This is a genomic window from Lysobacter defluvii IMMIB APB-9 = DSM 18482 (assembly GCF_000423325.1).
Lineage (GTDB): Bacteria > Pseudomonadota > Gammaproteobacteria > Xanthomonadales > Xanthomonadaceae > Novilysobacter > Novilysobacter defluvii.
Window position 1 is genome coordinate 14,402 of the sequence record NZ_AUHT01000007.1, and the last position, 23,142, is coordinate 37,543.

A 23,142-nucleotide genomic window follows, 5' to 3' on the forward strand; every position below is an offset into this window, starting at 1 on the left:
GTGGGAGGCGGATTGTAAACCAATCCGCCCCGGGTGCAAAAGCCTTTAGCGCTTGGAGAACTGGGTCGCGCGGCGGGCCTTGTGGAGACCGACCTTCTTGCGCTCGACCTCGCGGGCGTCGCGGGTCATGAACCCGGCGCGGCGCAGGTCGGCCTTCAGGGTCTCGTCGTACTCGACCAGCGCGCGGGCGATGCCCAGGCGGATGGCGCCGGCCTGGCCGGTGGTGCCGCCGCCGCTGACGGTGACCTTGACGTCGAACTTGTCGGTCGTCTGGGTCAGCTCGAGCGGCTGGCGCACGATCATGCGCGCGGTCTCGCGGCCGAAGAAGTCGTCGATCGGACGGTCGTTGATGACGATGTTGCCCTCGCCCTTGCGCAGGAACACGCGGGCGGTGGAGGACTTGCGACGGCCGGTGCCGTAGTTCTGCTGGATTGCCATGATCGGGACCTTAGATGTCGAGCGGCTGCGGCTGCTGGGCGGTGTGCGGATGCTCGGGGCCTGCGTAGACCTTGAGCTTGCGGTACATCGCACGGCCGAGCGGGTTCTTCGGCAGCATGCCCTTGACCGCGATCTCGATGACGCGCTCCGGGTGGCGCTCCAGCGCCTGGGAGAGGGTCTCGGTCTTGAGGTTGCCGATGTAGCCGGTGAAGCGGTGGTACTTCTTGTCCGCCAGCTTGTTGCCGGTCACGGCGATCTTCTCGGCATTCACGACCACGATGTAGTCGCCGGTATCGACGTGGGGGGTGTACACGGGCTTGTGCTTGCCGCGCAGGCGGTGGGCGAGCTCGGCGGCGAGGCGGCCGAGGGTCTTGCCGGAGGCATCGACCACGTACCAGTCACGCTGGACGGTCTCGTTCTTGGCGGTGAAGGTCTTCATGACTGATAGGGGTACCTGGTCGGGCTGGTTCCGTCTGGTGCCGGGCCACGGGGGCCAGCGGCGGCGGAACTCCACCATCGCGTTGTGGAAAGGGCGGAACGAAAGACGCGAAGTGTAGCCGCCACGGGCAGCCACCGCAAGTCGCGCGAGCCGGCCATGCTAGCATCGCCAGGTGCCCGGCGCCACTACCCCGCAGACGATCACCGCACTGGCCGACCGCTGCGTCCAGTGCGGGCTCTGCCTGCCGGCCTGCCCCACCTACTCGCTGGAGCGGCTGGAGCCGCAGTCGCCCCGCGGCCGCATCGCGCTGGCCCGCGCCTGGGCCCTGGACATCATCGACCCGACGCCGGCCGGCGACCGGCACCTGGACGACTGCCTCGCATGCCGCGCCTGCGAGGCGGTGTGCCCGGCGGGCGTCCGGTATGGGGAGTTGCTCGTGCGCACGCGCGGGGTGCAGCGCGGGCGCCGGGGGGCGAGTGCCCGGCAGAGGCTGGTCGAGTGGCTGGCCGCGCGGCCGCGGGTGCTCGGGAGCTTGCTCGGGGCCTATCGGGTCACCGCCCGCGTGTTGCCGTCGCGGCTGCGACCGCTTCCCCTGCCGCCGCGCCCCACGTCTATTCCGGCGCCCGACGCCACGCCGACCCGCGAACCCGCGGCTGCGGGTACCGCCGCTGGCCTCGACCTGCCCACCCGAGTCCAGCTGTTCACCGGCTGCGTGGCCACCGCGTACGAGCCACCGGTGCGCGCCGCGCTCGCCCGCCTGCTCGGGGCACTGGGCATCGAGGTGCACGTGCCACCGGTCCAGGGCTGCTGTGGCGCCCTGCATGCACATGCCGGCAACCTCGAGGGCGCGGAGGCGCTTGCCACCCGCAACCGCCGCGCCTTCGGAGGGGAGGCGGACGCGCCGCCGGTCCTCACCCTGGCCAGCGGCTGCCACGAGTCGGTGGCGGGCGCCCTGCCCGGCCGCGCCATCGACGCCCTCGAGTTCCTGGACCGGCATGCCGACCGCCTGTCATTCGCCGCGCGACCCGAACGGATCGCCCTGCACCTGCCCTGCACCCAGCGCAACGTCGTCGGCTCTGCCCCCGCGCTCCGCCGCCTGCTCACGCGCGTGCCGGAACTCGAGGTGGTCGAACTGGACGCCGGCCATGGCTGCTGTGGCGCCGCCGGCACCAACATGCTGCTGGATCCGGAGCGCGCCGCCGCGTTCCGCGAGCCCCTGCTCGACCAGCTCCACGCCTGCGGAGCCACCCGCGTGCTCGGCGCCAACATCGGCTGCCGCCTGCACCTGGCCAACGGCACACGGGTGCCGGTCCAGCACCCGCTGGAGCTGCTGGCCGAAGCGCTGCGCTGACGGCCGCCGCACGCCAGCATCCAATAGAATCGCGGGATGAATACCGTCCGCCGCCTCACCCCCCTCGACCGGATCATCGACCAGGGCCAGCGCGCCCTGGAGACCGTCTTCGGCAACCCGCCCGCCGCCCGCCCGAACCCCGCCGCCGGCCTGCCCGAGGTCGAACTGGACGATTCCGAGCGCCGCCACGCCGCCGGCCTGATGCGCATCAACCACGTCGGCGAGGTCTGCGCCCAGGCGCTCTACCTCGGCCAGGCCGCGGTCGCGCGCAGCGAGGAAACCCGCGAGCACCTGCTCCACGCCGCCCAGGAAGAAACCGACCACCTGGCCTGGTGCGCCGACCGCCTGCGCGAACTCGACAGCCGTCCCAGCGTGTTCAATCCGCTGTGGTACGCCGGCAGCTACGCGATCGGCACCGCCGCCGGGCTGCGCGGCGACGGCTGGAACCTGGGCTTCGTGGTCGAGACCGAGCGCCAGGTCGAGGCGCACATCGACGAGCACCTGGACCATCTCCCGCCGGCGGACTCGCGCAGCCGGGCGATCCTGGAGGTCATGAAGGCCGACGAGGCGCGCCACGCGGACAACGCCGAGGCGGCGGGGGCGCGGGTGCTGCCGTTCCCGATTCCGTGGGTGATGGCGATGGCGTCTAAGGTGATGAAGGCGGTGGCGTACCGGGTCTGATTCGCGGGGCAAGCCTGCGGAGCGCTTGTCGGCTCCGGGCTGAGCGGCGCGCGTGCGAGGTGCTTGCTGGTCGGTTCGGTCTGCCCATCCATGGGCAGACTCACCGAGCGCAGGCCATCCATGGCCTGCTCCAGCAACACCTCGCACGCACGCCGCCCCGGCGTATCAGGCAACCGCCGGCACGCACACCGCAGCGGCGTATCCGTCAGGCGGCAGAGCGTGGTTTGTCGGCCTCCACACTGAGGCGCAGCCCGAGTGCCGCGAGGATTCGTTGGATCGTGTCGAAGCGCGGCTTTGCGCCGGGCGCGAGGGTCTTGTAGAGGCTTTCACGACCAAGCCCGGCTTCACGGGCGACGCGTGTCATTCCCTTGGCCTTGGCGATGTGGCCCAACGCTCGAAGCAACTCATCCGCGTCGCCGTCGGCCAGCACCTGAGAGAGGTACTCGGTGATTGCCTCGTCGCTGTCGAGGTAGTCGGCCAAGTCAAATGGCTGCACTCCCAGTGCCTCCAGCGCAGCCGGGGCAGGCGTGATTTTCCGCTTTGTCATGGAACTCACTCCGTCAGCGCCGGACCTTTGCCAAGGCGTAGTTGTCGCAATGGCGCGTCCGCATGATACGCGGGGATGTATCCGGTTGGATACGAAGCGCGATTTCCTGGTCGCGCCGCATGCCCGATACGCCGGTGCGGCGTCCGTGTGGGGTGTTGCCGGAGCAGACCATGGATGGTCTGCGCCCGGTGAGTCGCGCCATGGATGGCGCGATCGAACCGGCCGGCAAGCACCCCACACGGGCGACGCTCTTTCCGGAGCCAACGAACCTGCCGTCCAGATGCAACAAGGCCGGCGTAGTAGCCGGCCTTGCGGGATAACGTCCTTGGGTCCCCGCGTTCGCGGGAACGACGGGGGGCTCAGTCGACCAGGTTGCGGCCGTGGTAGAGCTCCTCGATCTCGCGCTTGAGCCGCATCTCGACCTTCATCCGGTCCTTGAACGACAGGTTGCGCGCCTTTTCCTCGAACAGGTACTGGTCCAGGTCGAAGTCCCTCAGGTGCATCTTCGTGTGGAAGATGTTCTCCTGGTAGACGTTCACGTCGAGCATCTCGTAGCGCGACTTGATGTTCTTGTGCAGGTAGTCCTGGATCGAGTTGATCTTGTGGTCGATGTAGTGCTTCTTGCCCTTCACGTCGCGGGTGAAGCCACGGACGCGGTAGTCCATGATCACGATGTCGGACTCGAGCGACTCGATCAGGAAGTTCAGCGCCTTCAGCGGCGAGATCACGCCGCAGGTGGCCACGTCGATGTCGGCGCGGAAGGTCGCGATGCCGTTGTCCGGGTGGGTCTCCGGATAGGTGTGCACGGTGATGTGCGACTTGTCCATGTGCGCGACCACCGCGTCGGAGATCACGCCCTTGGCATCCTTCTTGTCGATCACCGGCTCCTCCGAAATGAGGATGGTCACCGACGCACCCTGCGGGTCGTAGTCCTGGCGGGACACGTGCAGGATGTTCGCGCCGATGATGTCGGCGACGTTGGTGAGGATCTGCGTGAGCCGATCGGCGTTGTACACCTCGTCGATGTACTCGATGTAGCGGCGTCGCTCATCTTCCGACGCCGCGTAGCAGACGTCGTAGATGTTGAACGACAGCGCCTTGGTGAGGTTGTTGAACCCCTGCAGGCGCAGGCGCGGCAACGGCTTGGGCTGGACCACTGGCGTAACACCCCGGTTCGGGACACAAGAGCGGAATTATGGGGCACGCGGTGCGCGCAAAGGAACCATGCCGGATGCGGCGTTGTGGCTGCGTCCATGCGGGCGCGCAGTCAGAAACTGTCGCCGCGCGGCATCATTTGCCACCGCATGGCGCTACCGCCTAAGCTCACCCGAACCTTAGCGTTTCGTGAACATGACCGTCTTGCAGGGCCACACTACGTTGATGCGCCGTCCGACTACCCCCCTGACTCCCGATGGGGCGACGATCGAGCGTTTCCTCGCACACTGCCACCGTCGGCGCTATCCGTCGCGTACCGATGTGTTCCGGCCCGGCGACCCGGCCAACACCCTCTACTACATCGTTTCCGGCTCGGTCAGCATCATCGCCGAGGAGGAGGACGGCCGTGAGCTGGTGCTGGGCTACTTCGGTCCCGGCCAGTTCGTCGGCGAGCTCGGCCTGTTCGTCGAGAGCAGCCAGCGCGAGGTGATCCTGCGCAGCCGCGCGCCCTGCGAGCTGGCCGAGATCGGGCACGAGCGCTTCTACGAACTGCTGCTGTCGCGCCTGGCACCGGACGCCCCCAAGCTGCTGTACGCGATGGGCGCGCAGATCTCCCGCCGCCTGCTCGACACCAGCCGCAAGGCCAGCCGCCTGGCCTTCCTGGACGTTACCGACCGCATCGTGCGCACGCTGTTCGACCTGGCCAAGGAGCCGGAGGCGATGAGCCACCCCGACGGCACCCAGATCCGCGTGTCGCGCCAGGAGCTGTCGCGCCTGGTGGGCTGCTCGCGCGAGATGGCGGGTCGGGTCCTGAAGAAGCTCGAGGCCGATGGCAAGCTGCACGCCCGCGGCAAGACGATCGTCATCTACGGGACGCGATAAGCGACCGTCATCCCCGCGCACGCGGTAACCCCGTCATCCCCGCGCACGCGGGGATCCAGACGCCCGCGTCGTCAGGCCGCCCGCGTCGGATCGACCTTGTCCGCCGGCGCCCCCGCACGATCAACGCATCCCCAGTTGAGGATCGGCGTGCCCGCCGGCAGCGCCTCCCGGAAGCGCTCCACGCTCTCCGCCTTCGGATTCACCACCACCGGCTCGGCCGCCTCCATCAACAAGGGCAGGTCCGCGCTGCTGTCGGAATAGGCGCGCAGGACGGGGCCGGTGAAGCCGGCCTCGCGGAGCATCGTCATCTTCATCCGGAAGTGGCAGTGGCGCACCGCGACGATGCCGCCGAGGCGCGGTCCCACCGCAGTGCCGACCACGGGAACATCCTCGTGGGCGACGAAGGCGAGGATGGCGCGGGCCAGCTCGGGCGGCGCGCCGGTGGCGATCACCACGCGGTCGCCGGCGCTGCGGTGCCGGGCCAGCACCTCCAGCGCGATGGGGAGCAGGCGTTCGCGCAGGCGCTCGTCGTGCAGGGCGACGTAGCGGTCGATGTGGTCGTCCAGGTCCTTCGGTCCGCGCAGGCCAACGGTGCCGGCCCAGACGAAACCGGAGATGCCGACACGGCGGGTCGGCAGGAACGCGATCATGGGGCCGAACACGGGGGCGATCAGCAGCGCCAGCGCGATCCGCCACCAGGAGCGCATCACCAGCCACTTGAACAGGTGGCCACCGGAATCGCCGTCGTAGAGGGTGTGGTCGAAGTCGAACACGACCAGCGGGGCGCCGGTGCCTTCTTGGCCCTGCCCGGCGACCGCGACCTTCTCGCCGGCCGGCGTGGTCTTCTGTTCGCTCATGCCTGGAACATCCTCTTCAGGGCCTCGCCGGGGTCGCGCTCGCGCATGAAGCTTTCGCCGATCAGGAAGGCGTCGACGCCAGCGGCGCGCAGGCGGGCGACATCCTCGCGGGTGGCGATGCCGCTCTCGGTGACCAGCAGGCGGTCGGGCGGGACTGCGTCGCGCAGCTGGATCGTGGTGTCCAGCGAGACGCTGAAGTCGCGCAGGTTGCGGTTGTTGATGCCGACCAGGTCGCAGTCAGCCTGCAGCGCGCGCTCGAGCTCGTCGATGTCGTGGACCTCCACCAGCACGTCCATGCCGAGCTCGTGGGCGAGGTTGGACATCTCCACGAGCGGGCCGTCCTCCAGGCTGGCGACGATCAGCAGGATGCAGTCGGCGCCGATCACCCGCGCCTCGTAGACCTGGTAGGGGTCGACGATGAAGTCCTTGCGCAACACCGGCAGCGAGCAGGCGGCGCGCGCCTCGCCCAGGTAGCGGTTGCTGCCCTGGAAGAAGTCCACGTCGGTCAGCACCGACAGGCAGGCCGCGCCGGCGGCCTCGTAGCTGCGGGCAATCGCGGCCGGGTCGAAGTCCTTGCGGATCAGACCCTTGGAAGGGCTGGCCTTCTTCACCTCGGCGATGACCGCGGCCTCTCCGGCGTCGAGCTTGCGCCGCATCGCGGCGGTGAAGCCGCGGGTCGGCGGCTGGTGGGCGGCGCGCGCGCGGATGCTGTCGAGCGAGCGGATGCGGCTGCGCTGGTCCACTTCCTCGTGCTTGCGGGCGAGGATCTGTTGCAGGATGTCGGTCATGCGCCTATTGTCCCGCGAGTTCGCGGGTGGTGCTGACGAACTCGTCGAGCTTGGCGCGGGCGGCACCGGAATCGATGGCCTTGCGGGCGCGGTCGATGCCGTCGGCGATGTTCTCGGCGACGCCGGCCACGTACAGGGCCGCGCCGGCGTTGAGGGCGACGATCTCGCGCGGCAGGCCCTCGCGGCCCTCGATCGCGTCGAGCACCATCGCCTTCGATTCCGCCGGGCCGGCGACGGCCAGGTTGCGGCTGGCGGCCATGGCGATGCCGAAGTCCTCTGGATGCACCTCGTACTCGCGCACCTTGCCGTCGCGCAGCTCGCCGACCATCGAGGCCGCGCCCAGCGACAGCTCGTCCATGCCATCGCGGCCCCAGACCACCAGCGCGCGCTCGGCACCGAGCTCCTCCAGCACGCGCACCTGGATGCCGACCAGGTCGGGGTGGAACACGCCCATCATGATGTTAGGCGCGCCGGCCGGGTTGGTCAGCGGGCCGAGGATGTTGAACAGGGTGCGCACGCCCATCTCGCGCCGCACCGGGGCGACCACCTTCATCGCCGGGTGGTAGGCCGGGGCGTACATGAAGCCGATGCCGCTGCGGGCGATGGACGCGGCGACCTGCGCAGGTTCCAGCTCGATCGCCGCGCCCAGCGCCTCGAAGGCATCGGCACTGCCGGAGCTCGACGACACGCTGCGCCCGCCGTGCTTGGCGACGCGGCCGCCGGCTGCGGCGATGACGAAGGTCGAGGCGGTGGAGATGTTGAAGGTGTTGGCGCCGTCCCCGCCGGTGCCGACGATGTCGACCAGGTGGGTGCGGTCGGCCACGTCCACGGTGCGGGCGAACTCGCGCATCGCCCGCGCCGCGCCGGCGATCTCGCCGATGGTCTCCTTCTTGACGCGCAGGCCGCTGATGATCGCCGCCGTCATCAGCGGACTGACCTCGCCGCGCATGACCTGCCGCATGAGGTCGACCATCTCGTCGTGGAAGATCTCGCGGTGTTCGATGGTGCGCTGGAGCGCCTCTTGGGGAGTAATGGGCATCGGATTGGCTGGATAAGGAAGGTAGGGAGGAAACGTCATCCCCGCGCACGCGGAGATCCAGTTTTCGGGCCTGGGTTCCCGCGTACGCGGGAACGACGGTCAGCCGTCGAGGAAGTTCTGCAAGAGGGCGTGGCCGTGCTCGGTGAGGATGGATTCGGGGTGGAACTGGACGCCCTCGACCGGGTGCTCGCGGTGGCGCAGGCCCATGACTTCCTCGAAGCCGCCGTCCTCGTCCTCGGTCCAGGCGGTGACCTCCAGGCAGTCCGGGACGCTGGCGGGGGCGACCACCAGCGAGTGGTAGCGCGTCGCCTCGTAGCCGTCGGGCAGGCCGGCGAACACGCCCTGCCCGCGGTGGCGGATCGGCGAGGTCTTGCCGTGCATGATCCGCTTTGCCCGCACCACCTCGCCGCCGTACACCTGGCCGATGGCCTGGTGGCCCAGGCACACGCCCAGGATCGGGATGCGCGGGCCGAGGCGCTCGACCAGTTCCAGCGAGATGCCCGCCTCGTTGGGCGTGCACGGACCCGGCGAGATCACGATCCGCTCCGGAGCCAGGCGCTCGACGTCGTCGACGGTCAGCTCGTCGTTGCGGACCACCTTCACCTCGGCCCCGAGCATCTGCAGGTACTGCACGAGGTTGAAGGTGAAGCTGTCGTAGTTGTCGATCATCAGCAGCACGTCACAGGCCCCGGGCGGCGTTGGCGACGGCGCGGAACAGCGCGCGGCCCTTGTTCATGGTCTCGTCCCATTCCCTCTCCGGGTCCGAGTCGTGGACGATCCCGGCGCCGGCCTGCACGTGCAGCCGGCCGTCCTGGATGACCGCGGTGCGGATCGCGATCGCCATGTCGGCGTCGCCGTGCCAGCCCAGGTACCCGACCGCGCCGGCGTAGACGTTGCGGCGAATCGGCTCCAGCTCGCGGATGATCTCCAACGCGCGCACCTTGGGCGCGCCGGAGACGGTCCCGGCCGGGAAGGCCGCGCGCAGCACGTCGGCATAGCCGAGTCCTTCCTTCAGCGTGCCGGTGACCTCGCTGACGATGTGCATGACGTGGCTGTAGCGTTCGATCACGAAGGACTCGCCCACCTGCACCGTGCCCGGTTCGCTGACCTGGCCGACGTCGTTGCGGCCCAGGTCCAGCAGCATCAGGTGCTCGGCGCGCTCCTTCGGGTCGGCCAGCAGCTCGGCCTCGAGCGCGGCGTCCTCCTCCGGGGTCGCCCCGCGCGGGCGGGTGCCGGCGATGGGGCGGACGGTGACGGTGCCGCGGCCCCCGGCGTCGTGCTGCAGCCGGACCAGGATTTCGGGCGAGGCGCCGACCACCTGCATCTCGCCCACGTCCAGGAAGTACATGTAGGGCGACGGATTGAGCGCGCGCAGGGCGCGGTACACGTCGACCGGCCGCGCCTTGAACGGGACCGACAGCCGCTGGCTGAGCACCACCTGGAAGATGTCGCCGGCGCGGATGTACTCCTGGGCGGTGCGCACCGCCTCGAGAAAGCCCTCGCGGGTGAAGCCGGACACGAAGTCGGCCTCCTCCAGCCCGGCCGGATCCAGCGTCTCGGGGTAGGCGGCGCCCGTGCGCAGCCGGTGCACCAGCTGGTCCAGCCGCCGCTGCGCGCGCGCGTATGCCTGCGCCTCGGCAGGGTCGGCATGCACGACCAGGTACAGCCGGCCCTTGAGGTTGTCGAACACCGCGAGCTCCTCGCAGAGCATCAGCAGGATGTCCGGCGTCCCCAGTTCATCGGTGGGCGCCTCGCCCAGCCGCGGTTCCACGAACCCCACGCACTCGAACCCGAACCACCCCACCAGCCCGCCGGTGAACCCAGGCAGCCCGTCGATGCGCGGCGCCGAATGCCGCGTCCTCAGCCGCTCGACCTCGGCGAACGGATCGTCCACCTCGCGCGCCTCGACCAGCTCGCCGTGCTCGGTCGCGTACAGGGTGTGCCCGGCGAAGGCGTACACCCGCCGCGCCGGCAGCCCGATGATCGAGTAGCGGCCGAAGCGCTCGCCGCCCTGCACCGACTCGAACAGGCAGGTGTGCGGGCCGTCTGCCAGCTTCAGGTACACGGAAAGGGGGGTGTCGAGGTCGGAGTGGACCTCGCGGACGACCGGGATGCGGGTATGGCCGTCAGCGGCGAGCTGGCGGAAGCGGTCGTATTGCGGATCGTTCGAGGGAGACTCGGGCGTGGTCATGCGGCATTTCCTGCAGGTGCGACGGGGCGTGGACGGTGGACGGATGCCACCATCGCCAACCCATGCCGGCGGTGCGGGAATGCGGATGTGCCCGGGAGATCATCCGGGCACTTTACCCGGTTGCATGGGTTCGCGTAACCCGTGCGCCGCGCTGCGGATGCATTCCTTGGCCGCGCTCGGCTACTCGGTGCGGGGCTTCACGAGGGGGCAGTCGGGCGGCAGGTGCATGCGCAGGCGGCCCGGCTCGCAGCTGATGCGGAAGTGGCGGGCGCTGACCGGCTCTCCATCGAGGTTGAGCACGAATTCCTCGCCCGATTCCAGCTCCACCCAGGGCAGCCGCGCGCGCACGGCCACCGCCTCCAGCGCCCCTTCCCTGCCCTCCGCCACCAGGTTCGACACCGTGTCACCCAGCCCGTCCGAAAACTCCGGGATGATGGTCACGTCCAGCAGGCCGTCGTCGATCCACGCATCCGGGCACAGCGCGCGGCCGCCTCCGGCCTGGCGCCCGTTGCCGATGCCCAGGGCGATGAAGCCGCCGTGCCACTCGAACGCGGGCTCCCCCTCCGCCGCCGGGCCATGGATGCGCGCGTGCACCGGGTCGATACGCCCGAGGCTGGCGACCCCCGTGACCAGGTAGGCCAGCCCGCCCAGCATCTTCTTCAGGCCCTCGTTGGTGTTGACGGTGACCTGGGTGCCGAAGCCGCCGCTGGCGAGGTTGGCGCACCAGTGCTCTTCCGTGTCGGCCTGGATGCGCAGCAGGTCCACCGGCCGGGGCTCGACGTCGGCGACCAGGGCCAGGGCCGCCAGGGGATCGTCGGGGATGCCGGCCGCGGTGGCGAAGTCGTTCGCCGTACCCAGCGGCACCAGTCCCAGCGAGGGGAGCGCGCCATCCGGGTGGCGGGCCATCGCGGTCGCGACCGCGCTGAGGGTGCCGTCCCCGCCGGCGGCGATCACCACCTCGACGGCGTCCTCGACCGCCTCGGCGATGAAGCGGTCCGCGTCGCCGCCCTCCCAGGTGACCCGCACGCCCACCTCGAACCCGCGCCCGCGCAGGCTGTCGACGGCTTCGCGCAGGCGCGGGTCACCGGCGGCCTTGCCGTTGAGGACCAGCCTCCATCGACGTACCGCCGCGGTTCGGGTTTCCATCGGCGCAGCATAGCCGCGGGCCGTGTAGCGCGCGTCTGCCCGGGCCGGGAGGGAGACGCCGCCGGTTTCAGCCGCGGGCGGCGTCGACTTCCGCCTTCATGCGGGCGATCACGTCCGCGTAGTCCGCCGCCCCGAAGATCGCCGAGCCGGCCACGAAGGTGTCGGCGCCGGCGGCGGCGATCTCGCGGATGTTGTCGGCCTTGACCCCGCCGTCGATCTCCAGCCGGATGTCGCGCCCGCTGTTGTCGATCATCTCCCGCACCCGGCGCAGCTTGTCCAGGGTGGAGGGAATGAAGGCCTGGCCGCCGAAGCCGGGATTCACCGACATCAGCAGCACCATGTCCAGCTCGTCCAAAACCCAGTCCAGCACATCCACCGGGGTACCCGGGTTGAGCACCAGCCCGGCCTTGCAGCCCTCGGCCTTGATCAGCTGGATGGTGCGGTGCACGTGGCGGCTGGCCTCCGGGTGGAAGCTGACCAGCGAGGCACCGGCCTTCGCGAAGTCGGGGACGATGCGGTCGACCGGCTCCACCATCAGGTGCACGTCGATGGGCGCGGTCACCCCGTGCTTGCGCAGCGCCTGGCAGACCATCGGGCCGATGGTCAGGTTCGGCACGTAATGGTTGTCCATCACGTCGAAGTGCACCCAGTCCGCGCCGGCTGCCAGTACCGCGTCGACCTCCTCGCCGAGCCGGGCGAAATCCGCGGACAGGATGGAGGGGGCGATGACGGTGCTCTGCATGGGAGGCGGGTTCTCGTTGGCTACTGCTTGCGCAGTGTGCGGATGCGGTCGTAGGCGCGGTTGATGGCGCGGGCGCGGGTCTCGGCCTGCTGGCGCAGCTCGGGCGCGGCGCCGGCCACGCGGTCGGGGTGGTACTGGCCGATCAGGCGGCGGTAGGCGCGCTCGATGTCCTGGTCGGTGGCATCGCTGGTCAGCCCCAGCACCCGGTACGGGTCGTCGCGGCGCAGGCGGAACCAGTCGGCGTCGAAGGCGTGGCCGATCAGCAGGCCCAGCAGCGCCCCGAACAGCGGGTTGAAGCGCATCAGGGCCGCACCGGCCACGAATCCGAGCAGTTTTCCGTACCAGCGCTTCATGGGCGAAGTGTACCTGCACGCGGGCGCGCAGCGGCGTACACTGGCCGGCCCTGTCGCGCCCGCGGGTTGGAAAAAGGCCGGCGGCAGACCGCGGCGGGGCAGTGCCAGACGCGCTACCGAGGGCCTCACGTTGTCCACGCTTTCGCAACGCCGCACCCTGTCCCGGTCCGAGCTCCCGGGTTTCCCTCTGCGCCATCGCGGCAAGGTCCGCGACGTGTTCGACATCCCGCCCGAGCGCCTGCCCGCCGGCACGCCCCCGGGCACCGGCTGTCTGCTGATGGTGGCCACCGACCGGCTCAGCGCCTTCGACGTGGTCCTGCCCGACCCGATCCCCGGCAAGGGCGAGATGCTCTGCCAGATCAGCAACTTCTGGTTCAACCGCACCGAGCACATCATCCCCAACCACCTGGCCGGCATCGACGTCGCCGCCGTGCTGCCCGACGGGGTCGACCCGGCGCTGTACGAAAAGCGCGCGGTGGTGGTGCGCCGGCTGCGCCCGGTGCCGATCGAGTGCATCGCCCGCGGCTACGTGATCGGCAGCGGCTGGAAGGACTACCAGCGCACCGGCCGTATCAGCGGCATCGCCCTGCCCGACGGGCTGCGCCAGGCCGAGAAGCTGGCCGAGCCGATCTTCACCCCCTCCACCAAGGCCGCGGTGGGCGAGCACGACGAGAACATCGACTTCGATACCGCGGTCCGCCTGTGCGGACCGGACCTGGCCGAGGCGATCCGCGATGCCACCCTGCGCCTGTACCGCTACGCGGCCGACCACGCGGCCGAGCGCGGGATCCTGCTGGCCGACACCAAGTTCGAGTTCGGCACCGACGCCGACGGCCGGCTGTACGTGATGGACGAGATGCTGACCCCGGACTCCTCGCGCTACTGGCCGGCGGACGAGTACGAGGTGGGCTCCAGCCCGCCCAGCTACGACAAGCAGATCGTGCGCGACTGGCTGGAGGCGTCCGGCTGGGACAAGACTTCCCCCGGCCCGAGGCTGCCGGAGGAAGTGGTCGAGCGCACCCGCGCCCGCTACGCCGAGGCCCTGTGGAAGCTGGCGGGGATCCAGATGGACTGAGCGGCCCCGCCGCCCGTCCCCTGCCCTCTCCCCCGCCATGCCGATCCGCGACCTGCTGCTGATCCTCGTTGTCTGCCTCGTCTGGGCGGGCAACTTCCTGGCCTCCGCCTACGCGCTGGAGGAAGTGCCCGCCTTCGAGTTCACCGCGCTGCGGATGGTGATCCTGGCGCTGGTGCTGGCACCGTTCCTGAAGGCGCCACCGAAGGGGCAGTGGCGGCGGCTGCTTGCGGTGGCGCTGTGCAACAACGTCTTCCACTTCGGCCTGAGCTTCTGGGCGCTGAAGCTGGCCGGCGACCTGTCGTCGGTGGCGATCGTCGCGCAGAGCTACGTGCCGATGGCCTCGCTGCTGGCCTGGGCGGTGCTGGGCGAGCGCTTCGGCTGGCGCACCGGCTCGGCGATCGCGGTCAGCTTCACCGGGGTGCTGGTGATCGGCTTCGATCCCACGGTCATGCAGCAGCCCGCGTCGTTGTTACTGATGTTGGTCTCGGCCGGCTTCCTGGCCTTGGGCACGGTGCTGATGCGCCGCCTGGTGGGGCTGAACATGGTGAGCCAGCAGGGCTGGAGCTCGATCATCGCGGTCGGGCCGCTGGTGGCGCTGAGCCTGTTGTTCGAGCCGGGTGCGCTGGCCGCGTTGCCGGAGGCGAGCTGGGTGGTCTGGGCCGGGGTGCTGTACTCGGCCGTGTTCTCCTCGCTGCTGGGCCACGGCTTGTACTACGTGCTGGTCCAGCGGCACGAGATCGCCCAGCTCACGCCCTGGCTGCTGCTGACCCCGGTGCTGGCGGTGATCCTGGGGATCGTGGTCTGGGGCGACCAGCCGGGGCCGCAGCTCTGGGTCGGCGGCGTGATGGTGCTGGGCGGCGTGCTGATCATCGCGCTGCGGGCGCTGGCGCGGTCGCGGTCGCTTCCGGTGCCGCCGACCCGGGAAATCTGAGCGGGCCGGCTCAGGCCTCGCGCCGGGGCGGGGTCACCATCGCCGTCGTGGGCGAGAAGCGCCGCGGGTCGTAGCCAAGGTCGCGGCGCGCCGGCACATCGTCGAACACCAGGTCCACGCCCATGCGCTCGACCACGGCGGCCAGCCCGGCCCCGCGGCCGGCCAGCCGCGCCGCGCGGGCCGTGAGCCGGAACAGTGCCGGCGGCAGTTCCACCAGCCGCGGTTGCGGCTCCAGGCAGGCCAGCACCCGGGCCACCATCTCGCGATACGGCAGGCGCTCGCCCCCGGGCAGGGCATAGACCTTCCCGGCGGCGACGGGGTTGCCGAGGCAGGCCAGGGCGGCGGCCGCGAGGTCGTCCACGTGCACCGGCTGGCGCAGGCCGGTCGCGCCGCGGGGCAGCGGGAACCAGCCGAGGCGTCGCCCCAGCGACGCGATCCGGGTCAGGTTGGCGTCCCGGCCCACCCCGTAGACCAGGGTCGGGCGCAGCACGGTCGCACTGGCGCCCCGGCGGGCCGCGGTCTCCAGAACGGTGTGTTCGGCCTGGAGCAGGCGCCCGGCCAGCGCGCGCTCGTCCGCATCCCCCGAAGCCGCCTTGGTCTCGGCGCTCGTCGAACCGAAGGCGACCACCTGGTGCGCCCCGGGCGCGGCCCCCGCATACCAGCGCGCGAAGTTGTCCAGCGGGCCGCAGCTGAAGACCACGCCCACGCCTGCAGGCAAGGGCGGCGGGGCGTCCAGGCTGCCCTGCAGCCAGGTCACGCCGGCCGGCCCATCGCGGGCCTCCCGCGACACCGCGACGACCTGCCGGCCGCCCTCCAGCAGGCGGCGCACGACCGCGTCGCCGACCTGCCCGCTGGCACCGAAAACGAGGACCGGGGCATCGGTTTCAAGCAGGGCGGATAGGGGCACGATCGGGTCCCGTGTGGCGAAGTTGGCAGCATAACGGGCACTGTTCACGGCCGCTCTTCGGGTTACCATGCCCGGCCACCCTCCCTCCACACGTCGAGTCGTCCGCGTCCGCACAGACCCGTCTCGTCCGCCATCCGACTGCGGAGCCCGATGCTGCCACTGCTGCTAGTCCTCCCGTTCCTGTTTTCCGTGCTGGCGATGGCGTTCAGCGGGGTTGGCCGGCGTACCACGGCCTGGATCGCAGGGGCGGTGCCCCTGGCCGGACTGGCAATCCTGGTTTCGCTGACCCCGGCGGTACTCGACGGGGAGATCGTGCGCTGGAGCCTGGAGTGGGTGCCGCAGCTGGGCATGGACCTGACCCTGCGGCTGGACGGCTACGCGTGGATGTTCGCCGGCCTGGTACTGGGCATCGGCGGGCTGGTGGTGATGTACGCCCATTACTACCTGGGCCCGGAGGAGAACGCGCGGCGCTTCTTCGGCTACCTGCTGCTGTTCATGGGCTCGATGCTGGGGGTCGTACTCGCCGGCAACCTGCTGCTGATGGTGGTGTTCTGGGAGCTCACCTCGATCAGCTCGTTCCTGCTGATCGGCTTCTGGAACCACCGCGAGGACGCCCGCGACGGCGCCCGCATGGCGCTGACCATCACCGCCGGCGGGGGGCTGGCCCTGATGGGCGGCGTGATCCTGCTCGGCAACGTGGTCGGCAGCTTCGACCTGGACGTGGTGCTGGCGTCGGGGGATCTCGTCCGCGGGCACGCGCTGTACCCGTGGATCCTGCTGCTGGTGCTGGCCGGCGTGTTCACCAAGAGCGCGCAGTTCCCGTTCCACTTCTGGTTGCCGCACGCGATGGCGGCCCCGACGCCGGTGTCGGCCTACCTGCACTCGGCGACCATGGTGAAGGCCGGCGTGTTCCTGCTGGCGCGACTGCACCCGGTGCTGGCCGGGACCGACCTGTTCTTCTACGTGGTCACCATCGTCGGCGCGCTGACGCTGCTGGTGGGCGCCTGGTTCGCGATCTTCCAGCACGACCTCAAGGGGCTGCTGGCGTACTCGACCATCTCCCACCTGGGCCTGATCACGCTGCTGTTCGGGCTGTCGACGCCGTTCGCGGTGGTGGCGGGGCTGTTCCACATCATCAACCACGCGACCTTCAAGGCCTCGCTGTTCATGGCCGCCGGCATCATCGACCACGAGACCGGCACCCGCGACATGCGCAGGCTGGGCAACCTGCGGCGCTACCTGCCCTGGACCAGCGCGCTGGCGATCGTCGCCTCGCTGGCGATGGCGGGCATCCCGCTGCTCAACGGCTTCCTGTCCAAGGAAATGTTCTTCGCCCAGGCGCTGGAGATCCAGGGCCACGACCTGGTGCGCAACTTCGTCAGCATCGCCGCGCTGCTGTTCGCGATCTTCGGGGTGGCGTACTCGCTGCGCTTCGTGCACGACACCTTCTTCGGCCCCGGGCCGCGCGAGGTGGACCGCGAGGTGCACGAGCCGCCGGCGTTCATGCAGGTGCCGGTGGCGATCCTGGTGGTGCTGTGCGTTGCGGTCGGCATCGCCCCGCAGCTGGTGGTCGGGCCCGCGCTGCAGGCGGCTTCGCTGGGCGTGCTGGGTCCGGCCACCCCGGACTACAGCCTGTCGGTGTGGCACGGCTTCAACCTGCCGCTGATGATGAGCATCGCTGGCGTGGTCGGCGGCGTGATCCTGTACTCCGGCCTGCGGCGGTTGTTCGACCTGCACGCGATCGTGCGCGGCTCGCTGGGGCGCAAGCTGTTCTGGATCAACGTCGAGGCCCTGTTCCGCCTCGCCCGCCGCTTCACCCATTCGCTTGCCAACGGCAGCGTGCAGCGCAGCATGCTGTGGCTGGTCCTGGCGGCGGTGGCGGCGGGACTGGCGCCGTTCCTGGCCAACGGCATGGCCGGCCTGCTCGACCCCGCCCCGCTGGTGCGCGCCGGCTCGCAGCCGATGAACCGCCTGGCGCTGGTGCTGTGGGTGCTGCTGGTCGGTTGCACCCTGGCCACCCTGGCGCTGTACCGCTACCGCCTGCTGGCGGTGATCGTGATCGGCGGCGTCGGCCTGGCGGTCAGCCTGACCTTCGTGGCGCTGTCGGCGCCGGACCTGGCGCTGACCCAGCTGCTGGTGGAGATGGTGACCGTCTCGCTGCTGCTGCTCGCCCTGCACTACCTGCCGCAGGGCGCGCCGCCGGAGCGCTCCTGGCTGCGGCGGGTCCGCGACGGCTCGATCGCCCTGGTGGCCGGCGGCGGCGTGGCCGCGCTCGCCTACGCCATGATGACGCGCCCGGCCGACACCATCGCCGGCGAGCTGCTTGCACGCTCGCTGCCGGAGGCCTGGGGCGCCAACGTGGTCAACGTGACCCTGGTCGACTTCCGCGGCTTCGACACCTTCGGCGAGATCGCCGTGTTCGGCATCGCCGGGCTGGTGGTGCACGCCCTGGTCCGCCGCGCCCGGATGGCGCCGGAGAAGGTCATGCCGGGTCCGCCGGTGAAGCTGCCGGTGCCCGCCGACCTGGCCCAGATCCTGTTCCCGCTCACGGTGGTGGTTTCGGTGTTCCTGTTCCTTCGCGGCCACAACGCGCCGGGCGGCGGCTTCATCGCCGGCCTGACCCTGGCGGTGCCGCTGCTGATCCAGTACGTGATCCAGGGCGCGGACTCGGTGGAGTCGCGCTTCGGCTTCGACTACATCCGCTGCATCGGTGCCGGGCTGCTGGTCGCCGCGCTCGGGGGCATCGGCTCGATGGCCTTCGGCCTGCCGTTCCTGACCAGCGGCCACCTGGACCTGGAGATCCCGCTGCTGGGCACGATCCCGCTGGCCAGCGCGATGGTGTTCGACACCGGCGTCTACCTGGTCGTGTTCGGCAGCACCATGCTGATGCTGTCGATGCTCGGCACGCTCAAGCCGTCCAAGCGCATGGTCGCCCACCGAGGCGTGATCGACCCGATGCGCCGGTCCGCCATCACCGGGGAGGCGCTGCGCTGATGGAACTCGCCCTTGCCAGCGGTATCGGCGTGCTGGTCTTCGCCTCGGTCTACCTGTTGCTGCGCGCGCGCAGCTTCGACGTGATCCTGGGCCTCACCCTGCTGTCGTACGCCGCCAACCTGTTGATCTTCTCCAGCGGCCGGCTGGTCCCCGGCAAGCCGCCGGTGATCCGCGAAGGCGTGCCGGGCAACCTGGCCGACTACACCGACCCGCTGCCCCAGGCACTGGTGCTGACCGCGATCGTGATCGGGTTCGCGATGACCGCGGTCTCCATCGTGGTCGCGATGCGCAGCCGGGCCGACAATGACAACGACCACCTGGACGGGCTGGAGGCACCGCCGCAGGAGCGCGATGCGCCCGCGGGCGGGGATGTCGGCGTGCCGATGGGCCTGCCGCGCGGGGAGGAGCGCCCGTGAGCCACCTGCCCCTCCTCCCGATCCTGATCCCGGTCATCGGCGGCGCCCTGTCGCTGTTCGTCGAGCACCGCCGGATCGGCACCGTGGTGCAGCGCTCGGTGGCCTGGGTGTTCATGCTCGCCTGCCTGGCGGCCACGGTGGGCCTGGTGGTGCAGGCCTCCAGCGGCGAGGTGCTGGTCTACCTGCTTGGCGACTGGCCGTCGCGGCTGGGCATCGTGCTGATGGTCGACCGGCTGTCGGCGCTGATGCTGCTGACCACCAACCTGCTGGCGGCAGCCTGCCTGCTGCACGCCTGCTCGGGCTGGGACCGCCGGGCGCTGCACTTCCATGCCCTGTTCCAGCTGCAGCTGGTAGGGCTCAACGGCGCCTTCCTGACCGGCGACGTGTTCAACCTGTTCGTGTTCTTCGAGGTGATGCTGATCGCGTCCTACGGGCTGCTGCTGTCGGGCGGCCGGGGCGTGCGCATGACCGCGGGCTTGCACTACGTGGTGTTCAACGTCGCCGCCTCGACGCTGTTCCTGATCGGCCTGGGCCTGCTGTACGGGGTGCTGGGCACGCTGAACATGGCCGAGATCGCGGTGAAGGTCGCCAACCTGCCGGCCCACGACCTGGCGCTGGCCAAGGCCGTGTTCGGGTTGCTGCTGGTGGTGTTCTGCGCCAAGGCCGCGCTGACGCCGCTGTACCTGTGGCTGCCGGAGACCTACACCCGCGCCCCCGCGGCGGTGGCGGCGCTGTTCGTGGTGATGAGCAAGGTCGGCATCTACGCGGTGCTGCGGATCTGGGCGCTGATGCTGGGCGAGGCCGCCGGTCCGTTGCAGGACTACGGCTGGAGCTGGATCCTGCCGCTGGCGGTGGTGACGCTCGCGCTTGGGGCGCTGGGCGTGCTGGCGGCGGCGCGCATGCGCATGCTGGTCGCCTACCTGGTGCTGGTCTCGGCGGCCACGCTGTTCATCGCCTTCGGCCTGCGGCAGCCGGGCACCATCGGCGCCGGGCTGTACTACCTGGTGCACAGCACCTTCGTGGCGGCGGCGCTGTTCATGATCGCCGAGCTGGTCCGCCGCGGCCGTGGCGATGCCAGCACCGACCTGCGCGAGATCAACGCCCCGCCCCCGGTGCGGCGGATGGCCTCGATCATGTTCCTGGTCGCGGCGGTCTCGATCGCCGGGCTGCCGCCGCTGTCGGGCTTCATCGGCAAGCTCGCGCTGCTGGCCGCGGTGCCCGCCGAACACGTGGGCTGGGCCTGGTCGGCGATCCTGGCCAGCAGCCTGATGGTGATCATCGGCCTGGCCCGCGCCGGTGGCCGGGTGTTCTGGCGCAACACCCGGGACGCCAACGACATCCGCGACCGCGCGGGCCACAGCCCGGGGCCCAAGGGCCTGCGCTCGATGCGCGCCACCGAGACCGCGGCGACCATGCTGCTGCTGGCCTACGGCATCGCCATGACCCTCGCGGCCGCCCCGGTGATCGAGTACACCGAGGCCGCCGCCCGCCAGCTGCTCGCGCCGGGGGACTACGTCGCCCAGCTGCGCGGCACCGCGCCGGAGATGAGGAACCCATGATGAAGCGCTGGATCCCCTCCCCGCTGCTGTTCGTGAACATCGTCGTGTTCTGGCTCCTGATGGTGTCGGAATTCTCGCTGCAGCAGCTGCTGTTGGGCGTTGTGCTGGGGCTGGTGATCCCGCCGTTCGCGGCGCGGCTGGACCGCGAGTTCGCGCGCATTGGCAGCCTGCGCCCGGTGCCCAGGCTGGTGCTGGTGCTGCTGTGGGACATCCTGCTGAGCAACATCGAGGTGGCCCGCCGCGTGCTCGGCCGGGAGAAGGACATCCATCCGGGTTTCATCTGGTACCCGCTGGAAATCCAGAACATCCACGCGATCGCGGCCCTGACCAGCTTCATCACCCTGACGCCGGGCACGGTCAGCGCGGCGATTTCCGATGACCGGCGCTACCTGCTGATCCACGTGTTCAACCTCCAGGGGGCCGAGGAGCAGATCGCGGACATCAAGCGCCGCTACGAGGAACCACTGAAGGTGATCTTCCCATGACCGGAATCCAGATCTTCGGGGTGAGCCTGATCGACGCGGCGGTGGTCGGGTCGATGTTCGCCGTCGGCCTGGCGATCCTGCTGGCGATGTGGCGGCTGGTGCGGGGCCCGACCGTGCCCGACCGCATCCTCGCCCTGGACACCCTCAACGTCACCGCCATCGCCGAGCTGATGCTGCTGGGCATCCACCTGCGCACCGCCGTCTACTTCGAGGCCGCGCTCATCATCGCCATGCTCGGTTTCGTGACCACCGTCGTGCTGAGCAAGTACGTCATCCGCCGGGACATCGTCGAATGAACACCGTGCTCGCCAACGCAATGGAGATCGGGCTGGTGTTCCTGCTGGCGGTGGGCAGCTTCTTCATGCTGCTGGGTGCCTTCAGCCTGGTGAAGCTGTCGGAGTTCTTCAAGCGCCTGCATGGCCCGACCAAGGCCAGCACCCTGGGCGTGGGCTGCATCCTCGCCACGTCCGTGGGCTACCACGCCTGGGCCGGCAGCGATCCCCAGCCGCGCGAGCTGCTGATCACCGCGTTCCTGTTCATCACCGCGCCGATCAGCGCGCACCTGATGGCCAAGGCGGGGCTGTCGCTGCGCATGGACGAGCGCCCGCAGCTGCCGGGCGTGTCCGAGGAAGACACCCACGTGCCGCCGCGGCCGGACGGACAGTACGACGAGTACGCGCCGGATCAGACCGAAGAACGCCACGACCCGCAGTAGCGGCCGGGGCGCGGCCACGGTCCGGCGTCGCTGCGGGCGTGTTGCCCTCGGCGCGGAGCTATCGGGTGAAGTTGCGCCGCAGGCCTTCCCAGCAGGCCTGGTAGCCACGCTGGCGGTGGCCCGCGGCGAGCGCCTGGCTTGTGGGGCGGATCACCGCCCGCGACTCGAACATGAAGGCCATGGTGTCGGTGACGACGTCCGGCTTCGACAGGTCGGCATTGCTGGCCTTGTTGAAGGTGGCCGCATCCGGGCCGTGGCCGGTCATGCAGTTGTGCAGGCTGGCGCCGCCGGGGACGAAGCCTTCGGCCTTGGCGTCGTAGGCGCCGTGCACCAGGCCCATGAACTCGCTGGCGACGTTGCGGTGGAACCACGGCGGGCGGAAGGTGTCCTGCGCCACCAGCCAGCGCGGCGGGAAGATCACGAAGTCGATGTTGCTGGTGCCGGGGGTGTCGCTGGGCGAATGCAGCACCAGGAAGATCGACGGGTCCGGGTGGTCGAAGCTGATCGAGCCGATGGTGTTGAAACGGCGCAGGTCGTACTTGTACGGGGCGTAGTTGCCGTGCCAGCCGACCACGTCGAGCGGGCTGTGGCCGATGTCGGCGCGCCACAGGTGGCCCTGGAACTTGGCGACCAGCTCGAAGTCGCCTTCCACGTCCTCGTACGCCGCCTGGGGCGTCAGGAAGTCGCGCGGGTTGGCCAGGCCGTTGCTGCCGATGGGACCCAGGTCCGGGAGCCTGAACAGCGCGCCGAAGTTCTCGCACACGTAGCCGCGGGCGCTGCCGTCGGGCAGCTCCACCCGGAAGCGCACCCCGCGCGGGATCACCGCGATCTCCTGCGGCTCCGCCTCGAGTACGCCCAGCTCGGTGGCGATGCGCAGCCGGCCCTGTTGCGGGACGACCAGCAGCTCGCCGTCGGCGTCGTAGAAGAAGCGCCCCTGCATGGACCGGTTGGCGGCGTACACGTGCACGCCCATGCCGGTCATTTGCTGCGGCCCACCGTTGCCGGCCATGGTGAAGAGGCCATCGACGAAGTCGGTGGGCTGGTCGTCCGCCGGCATCGGCAGCGGATCCCAGCGCAGCTGGTCCGGCGTCACCGGCCCGTCGCCGAAGTCGTTGTGGAACCGCGCCGTGCCGTCCGCCGCTCCAAGCCGCTCGAAGGGTCCATGCACCGCCGCCGGCCGGATCCGGTACAGCCAGCTGCGCCGATTACTCCCCCGCGGCGCGGTGAACGCCGTGCCGGTCAGTTGCTCGGCGTAGAGGCCGTGCGCGACCTTCTGCGGCGAGTTGCGGCCGACGGGCAGCGTGCCCTCGATCGCCTCGGTGGCGAACTCGTTGGCGAAGCCGGACATGTAGGCGTGCTGGTGCATGGGCGTTACCTGTGCTTTCGCAGTTATCCCCTCTCCCGCTCGCGGGAGAGGGTTGGGGTGAGGGGCTTTTGCTTTTGCTTTTGCT

The 23,142-nt window shown here is 70.2% G+C and carries 25 protein-coding genes; 11 read left to right on the top strand and 14 right to left on the bottom strand.

Features of this window, described 5'->3' with window-relative positions; translation table 11 throughout:
- Positions 1-45: 45 nt before the first annotated feature.
- The gene (rpsI, locus tag G545_RS0106540; RefSeq protein ID WP_027069678.1) at positions 46-438 is read right to left on the bottom strand and encodes a 30S ribosomal protein S9; all 393 of its coding nucleotides are present in this window, start codon (positions 436-438) and stop codon (positions 46-48) included.
- Positions 439-448: 10 nt separating this feature from the next.
- Positions 449-877, bottom strand: coding sequence for a 50S ribosomal protein L13 (rplM, locus tag G545_RS0106545; protein WP_027069679.1), 429 nt, complete (start codon positions 875-877; stop codon positions 449-451).
- 172 nt (positions 878-1,049) lie between these two features.
- Here rplM and G545_RS13900 point away from each other — a divergent pair, with 172 nt between their 5' ends.
- Together G545_RS13900 and coq7 are read left to right on the top strand one after the other, a co-directional pair.
- Positions 1,050-2,228, top strand: coding sequence for a (Fe-S)-binding protein (locus tag G545_RS13900; protein ID WP_052347275.1), 1,179 nt, complete (start codon positions 1,050-1,052; stop codon positions 2,226-2,228).
- A gap of 36 nt (positions 2,229-2,264) precedes the next feature.
- On the top strand, positions 2,265-2,909 hold the full coding sequence (gene coq7 / locus G545_RS0106555; RefSeq protein WP_027069680.1) for a 2-polyprenyl-3-methyl-6-methoxy-1,4-benzoquinone monooxygenase: 645 nt from the start codon (positions 2,265-2,267) through the stop codon (positions 2,907-2,909).
- Between the two features lie 205 nt (positions 2,910-3,114).
- Here the strand turns inward: coq7 and G545_RS0106560 are convergent, their stop codons facing one another.
- Both G545_RS0106560 and speD read right to left on the bottom strand, forming a co-directional pair.
- A complete protein-coding gene (locus G545_RS0106560) occupies positions 3,115-3,456 on the bottom strand; it encodes an addiction module antidote protein (RefSeq protein ID WP_052106714.1) in 342 nt (113 codons plus the stop codon).
- Between the two features lie 359 nt (positions 3,457-3,815).
- The gene (gene speD / locus G545_RS0106565; RefSeq protein WP_197050209.1) at positions 3,816-4,613 is read right to left on the bottom strand and encodes an adenosylmethionine decarboxylase; all 798 of its coding nucleotides are present in this window, start codon (positions 4,611-4,613) and stop codon (positions 3,816-3,818) included.
- A gap of 193 nt (positions 4,614-4,806) precedes the next feature.
- Here speD and crp point away from each other — a divergent pair, with 193 nt between their 5' ends.
- A complete protein-coding gene (gene crp / locus G545_RS0106570; protein ID WP_027069683.1) occupies positions 4,807-5,493 on the top strand; it encodes a cAMP-activated global transcriptional regulator CRP in 687 nt (228 codons plus the stop codon).
- A gap of 71 nt (positions 5,494-5,564) precedes the next feature.
- Here crp and G545_RS13905 read toward each other — a convergent pair whose 3' ends face one another.
- From G545_RS13905 to G545_RS0106610, 8 genes are all read right to left on the bottom strand, one after another.
- Positions 5,565-6,350: a haloacid dehalogenase-like hydrolase gene (locus G545_RS13905; protein ID WP_081677770.1), complete on the bottom strand. Its 786-nt coding sequence runs from the start codon at positions 6,348-6,350 to the stop codon at positions 5,565-5,567.
- Entirely contained in the window at positions 6,347-7,138 is a 792-nt protein-coding gene (gene trpC, locus G545_RS0106580; RefSeq protein ID WP_027069684.1) for an indole-3-glycerol phosphate synthase TrpC, read from the bottom strand. Before trpC ends, G545_RS13905 begins: the two co-directional genes overlap by 4 nt.
- Before the next feature lie 4 nt (positions 7,139-7,142).
- Entirely contained in the window at positions 7,143-8,177 is a 1,035-nt protein-coding gene (gene trpD / locus G545_RS0106585) for an anthranilate phosphoribosyltransferase (RefSeq protein WP_027069685.1), read from the bottom strand.
- A gap of 99 nt (positions 8,178-8,276) precedes the next feature.
- Positions 8,277-8,855, bottom strand: coding sequence for an anthranilate synthase component II (locus G545_RS0106590; RefSeq protein ID WP_027069686.1), 579 nt, complete (start codon positions 8,853-8,855; stop codon positions 8,277-8,279).
- Position 8,856: 1 nt separating this feature from the next.
- A complete protein-coding gene (gene trpE / locus G545_RS0106595; RefSeq protein WP_052106711.1) occupies positions 8,857-10,368 on the bottom strand; it encodes an anthranilate synthase component I in 1,512 nt (503 codons plus the stop codon).
- A 180-nt stretch (positions 10,369-10,548) separates the two neighbouring features.
- Positions 10,549-11,514, bottom strand: coding sequence for a lipid kinase YegS (gene yegS / locus G545_RS0106600; RefSeq protein ID WP_027069688.1), 966 nt, complete (start codon positions 11,512-11,514; stop codon positions 10,549-10,551).
- Between the two features lie 67 nt (positions 11,515-11,581).
- The gene (gene rpe / locus G545_RS0106605; RefSeq protein ID WP_027069689.1) at positions 11,582-12,256 is read right to left on the bottom strand and encodes a ribulose-phosphate 3-epimerase; all 675 of its coding nucleotides are present in this window, start codon (positions 12,254-12,256) and stop codon (positions 11,582-11,584) included.
- 20 nt (positions 12,257-12,276) lie between these two features.
- On the bottom strand, positions 12,277-12,609 hold the full coding sequence (locus G545_RS0106610; protein ID WP_027069690.1) for a J domain-containing protein: 333 nt from the start codon (positions 12,607-12,609) through the stop codon (positions 12,277-12,279).
- Positions 12,610-12,739: 130 nt separating this feature from the next.
- Between G545_RS0106610 and G545_RS0106615 the strand changes: the two genes are divergently transcribed.
- Together G545_RS0106615 and G545_RS0106620 are read left to right on the top strand one after the other, a co-directional pair.
- Positions 12,740-13,684 (top strand): phosphoribosylaminoimidazolesuccinocarboxamide synthase, encoded by a 945-nt coding sequence (locus tag G545_RS0106615; RefSeq protein WP_027069691.1) that lies wholly within the window; start codon positions 12,740-12,742, stop codon positions 13,682-13,684.
- Between the two features lie 37 nt (positions 13,685-13,721).
- Positions 13,722-14,615 carry a DMT family transporter gene (locus G545_RS0106620; RefSeq protein WP_027069692.1) on the top strand — a complete coding sequence of 298 codons (894 nt, stop codon included), beginning with the start codon at positions 13,722-13,724 and terminating at the stop codon, positions 14,613-14,615.
- 10 nt (positions 14,616-14,625) lie between these two features.
- Here the strand turns inward: G545_RS0106620 and G545_RS0106625 are convergent, their stop codons facing one another.
- On the bottom strand, positions 14,626-15,522 hold the full coding sequence (locus tag G545_RS0106625) for an SDR family oxidoreductase (protein ID WP_244874618.1): 897 nt from the start codon (positions 15,520-15,522) through the stop codon (positions 14,626-14,628).
- A 150-nt stretch (positions 15,523-15,672) separates the two neighbouring features.
- Here G545_RS0106625 and G545_RS0106630 point away from each other — a divergent pair, with 150 nt between their 5' ends.
- Genes G545_RS0106630 through G545_RS0106655 form a run of 6 tightly spaced genes read left to right on the top strand, consistent with a single transcriptional unit; the run spans position 15,673 to position 21,691 of the window.
- The gene (locus G545_RS0106630; RefSeq protein WP_036136205.1) at positions 15,673-18,516 is read left to right on the top strand and encodes a monovalent cation/H+ antiporter subunit A; all 2,844 of its coding nucleotides are present in this window, start codon (positions 15,673-15,675) and stop codon (positions 18,514-18,516) included.
- Positions 18,516-18,932: a Na+/H+ antiporter subunit C gene (locus G545_RS13910; RefSeq protein WP_052106570.1), complete on the top strand. Its 417-nt coding sequence runs from the start codon at positions 18,516-18,518 to the stop codon at positions 18,930-18,932. Before G545_RS0106630 ends, G545_RS13910 begins: the two co-directional genes overlap by 1 nt.
- Positions 18,929-20,491, top strand: a complete 1,563-nt coding sequence (locus G545_RS0106640) for a monovalent cation/H+ antiporter subunit D (protein WP_027069695.1) — start codon at positions 18,929-18,931, stop codon at positions 20,489-20,491. The genes G545_RS13910 and G545_RS0106640 overlap by 4 nt, the downstream gene beginning before the upstream one ends.
- Entirely contained in the window at positions 20,488-20,976 is a 489-nt protein-coding gene (locus tag G545_RS0106645; protein WP_027069696.1) for a Na+/H+ antiporter subunit E, read from the top strand. The genes G545_RS0106640 and G545_RS0106645 overlap by 4 nt, the downstream gene beginning before the upstream one ends.
- On the top strand, positions 20,973-21,272 hold the full coding sequence (locus G545_RS0106650) for a K+/H+ antiporter subunit F (protein WP_027069697.1): 300 nt from the start codon (positions 20,973-20,975) through the stop codon (positions 21,270-21,272). Before G545_RS0106645 ends, G545_RS0106650 begins: the two co-directional genes overlap by 4 nt.
- A 20-nt stretch (positions 21,273-21,292) precedes the next feature.
- Positions 21,293-21,691, top strand: a complete 399-nt coding sequence (locus tag G545_RS0106655; RefSeq protein ID WP_027069698.1) for a Na+/H+ antiporter subunit G — start codon at positions 21,293-21,295, stop codon at positions 21,689-21,691.
- A gap of 58 nt (positions 21,692-21,749) precedes the next feature.
- Here the strand turns inward: G545_RS0106655 and hmgA are convergent, their stop codons facing one another.
- Positions 21,750-23,057 carry a homogentisate 1,2-dioxygenase gene (gene hmgA / locus G545_RS0106660; RefSeq protein WP_027069699.1) on the bottom strand — a complete coding sequence of 436 codons (1,308 nt, stop codon included), beginning with the start codon at positions 23,055-23,057 and terminating at the stop codon, positions 21,750-21,752.
- Positions 23,058-23,142: the final 85 nt, after the last annotated feature.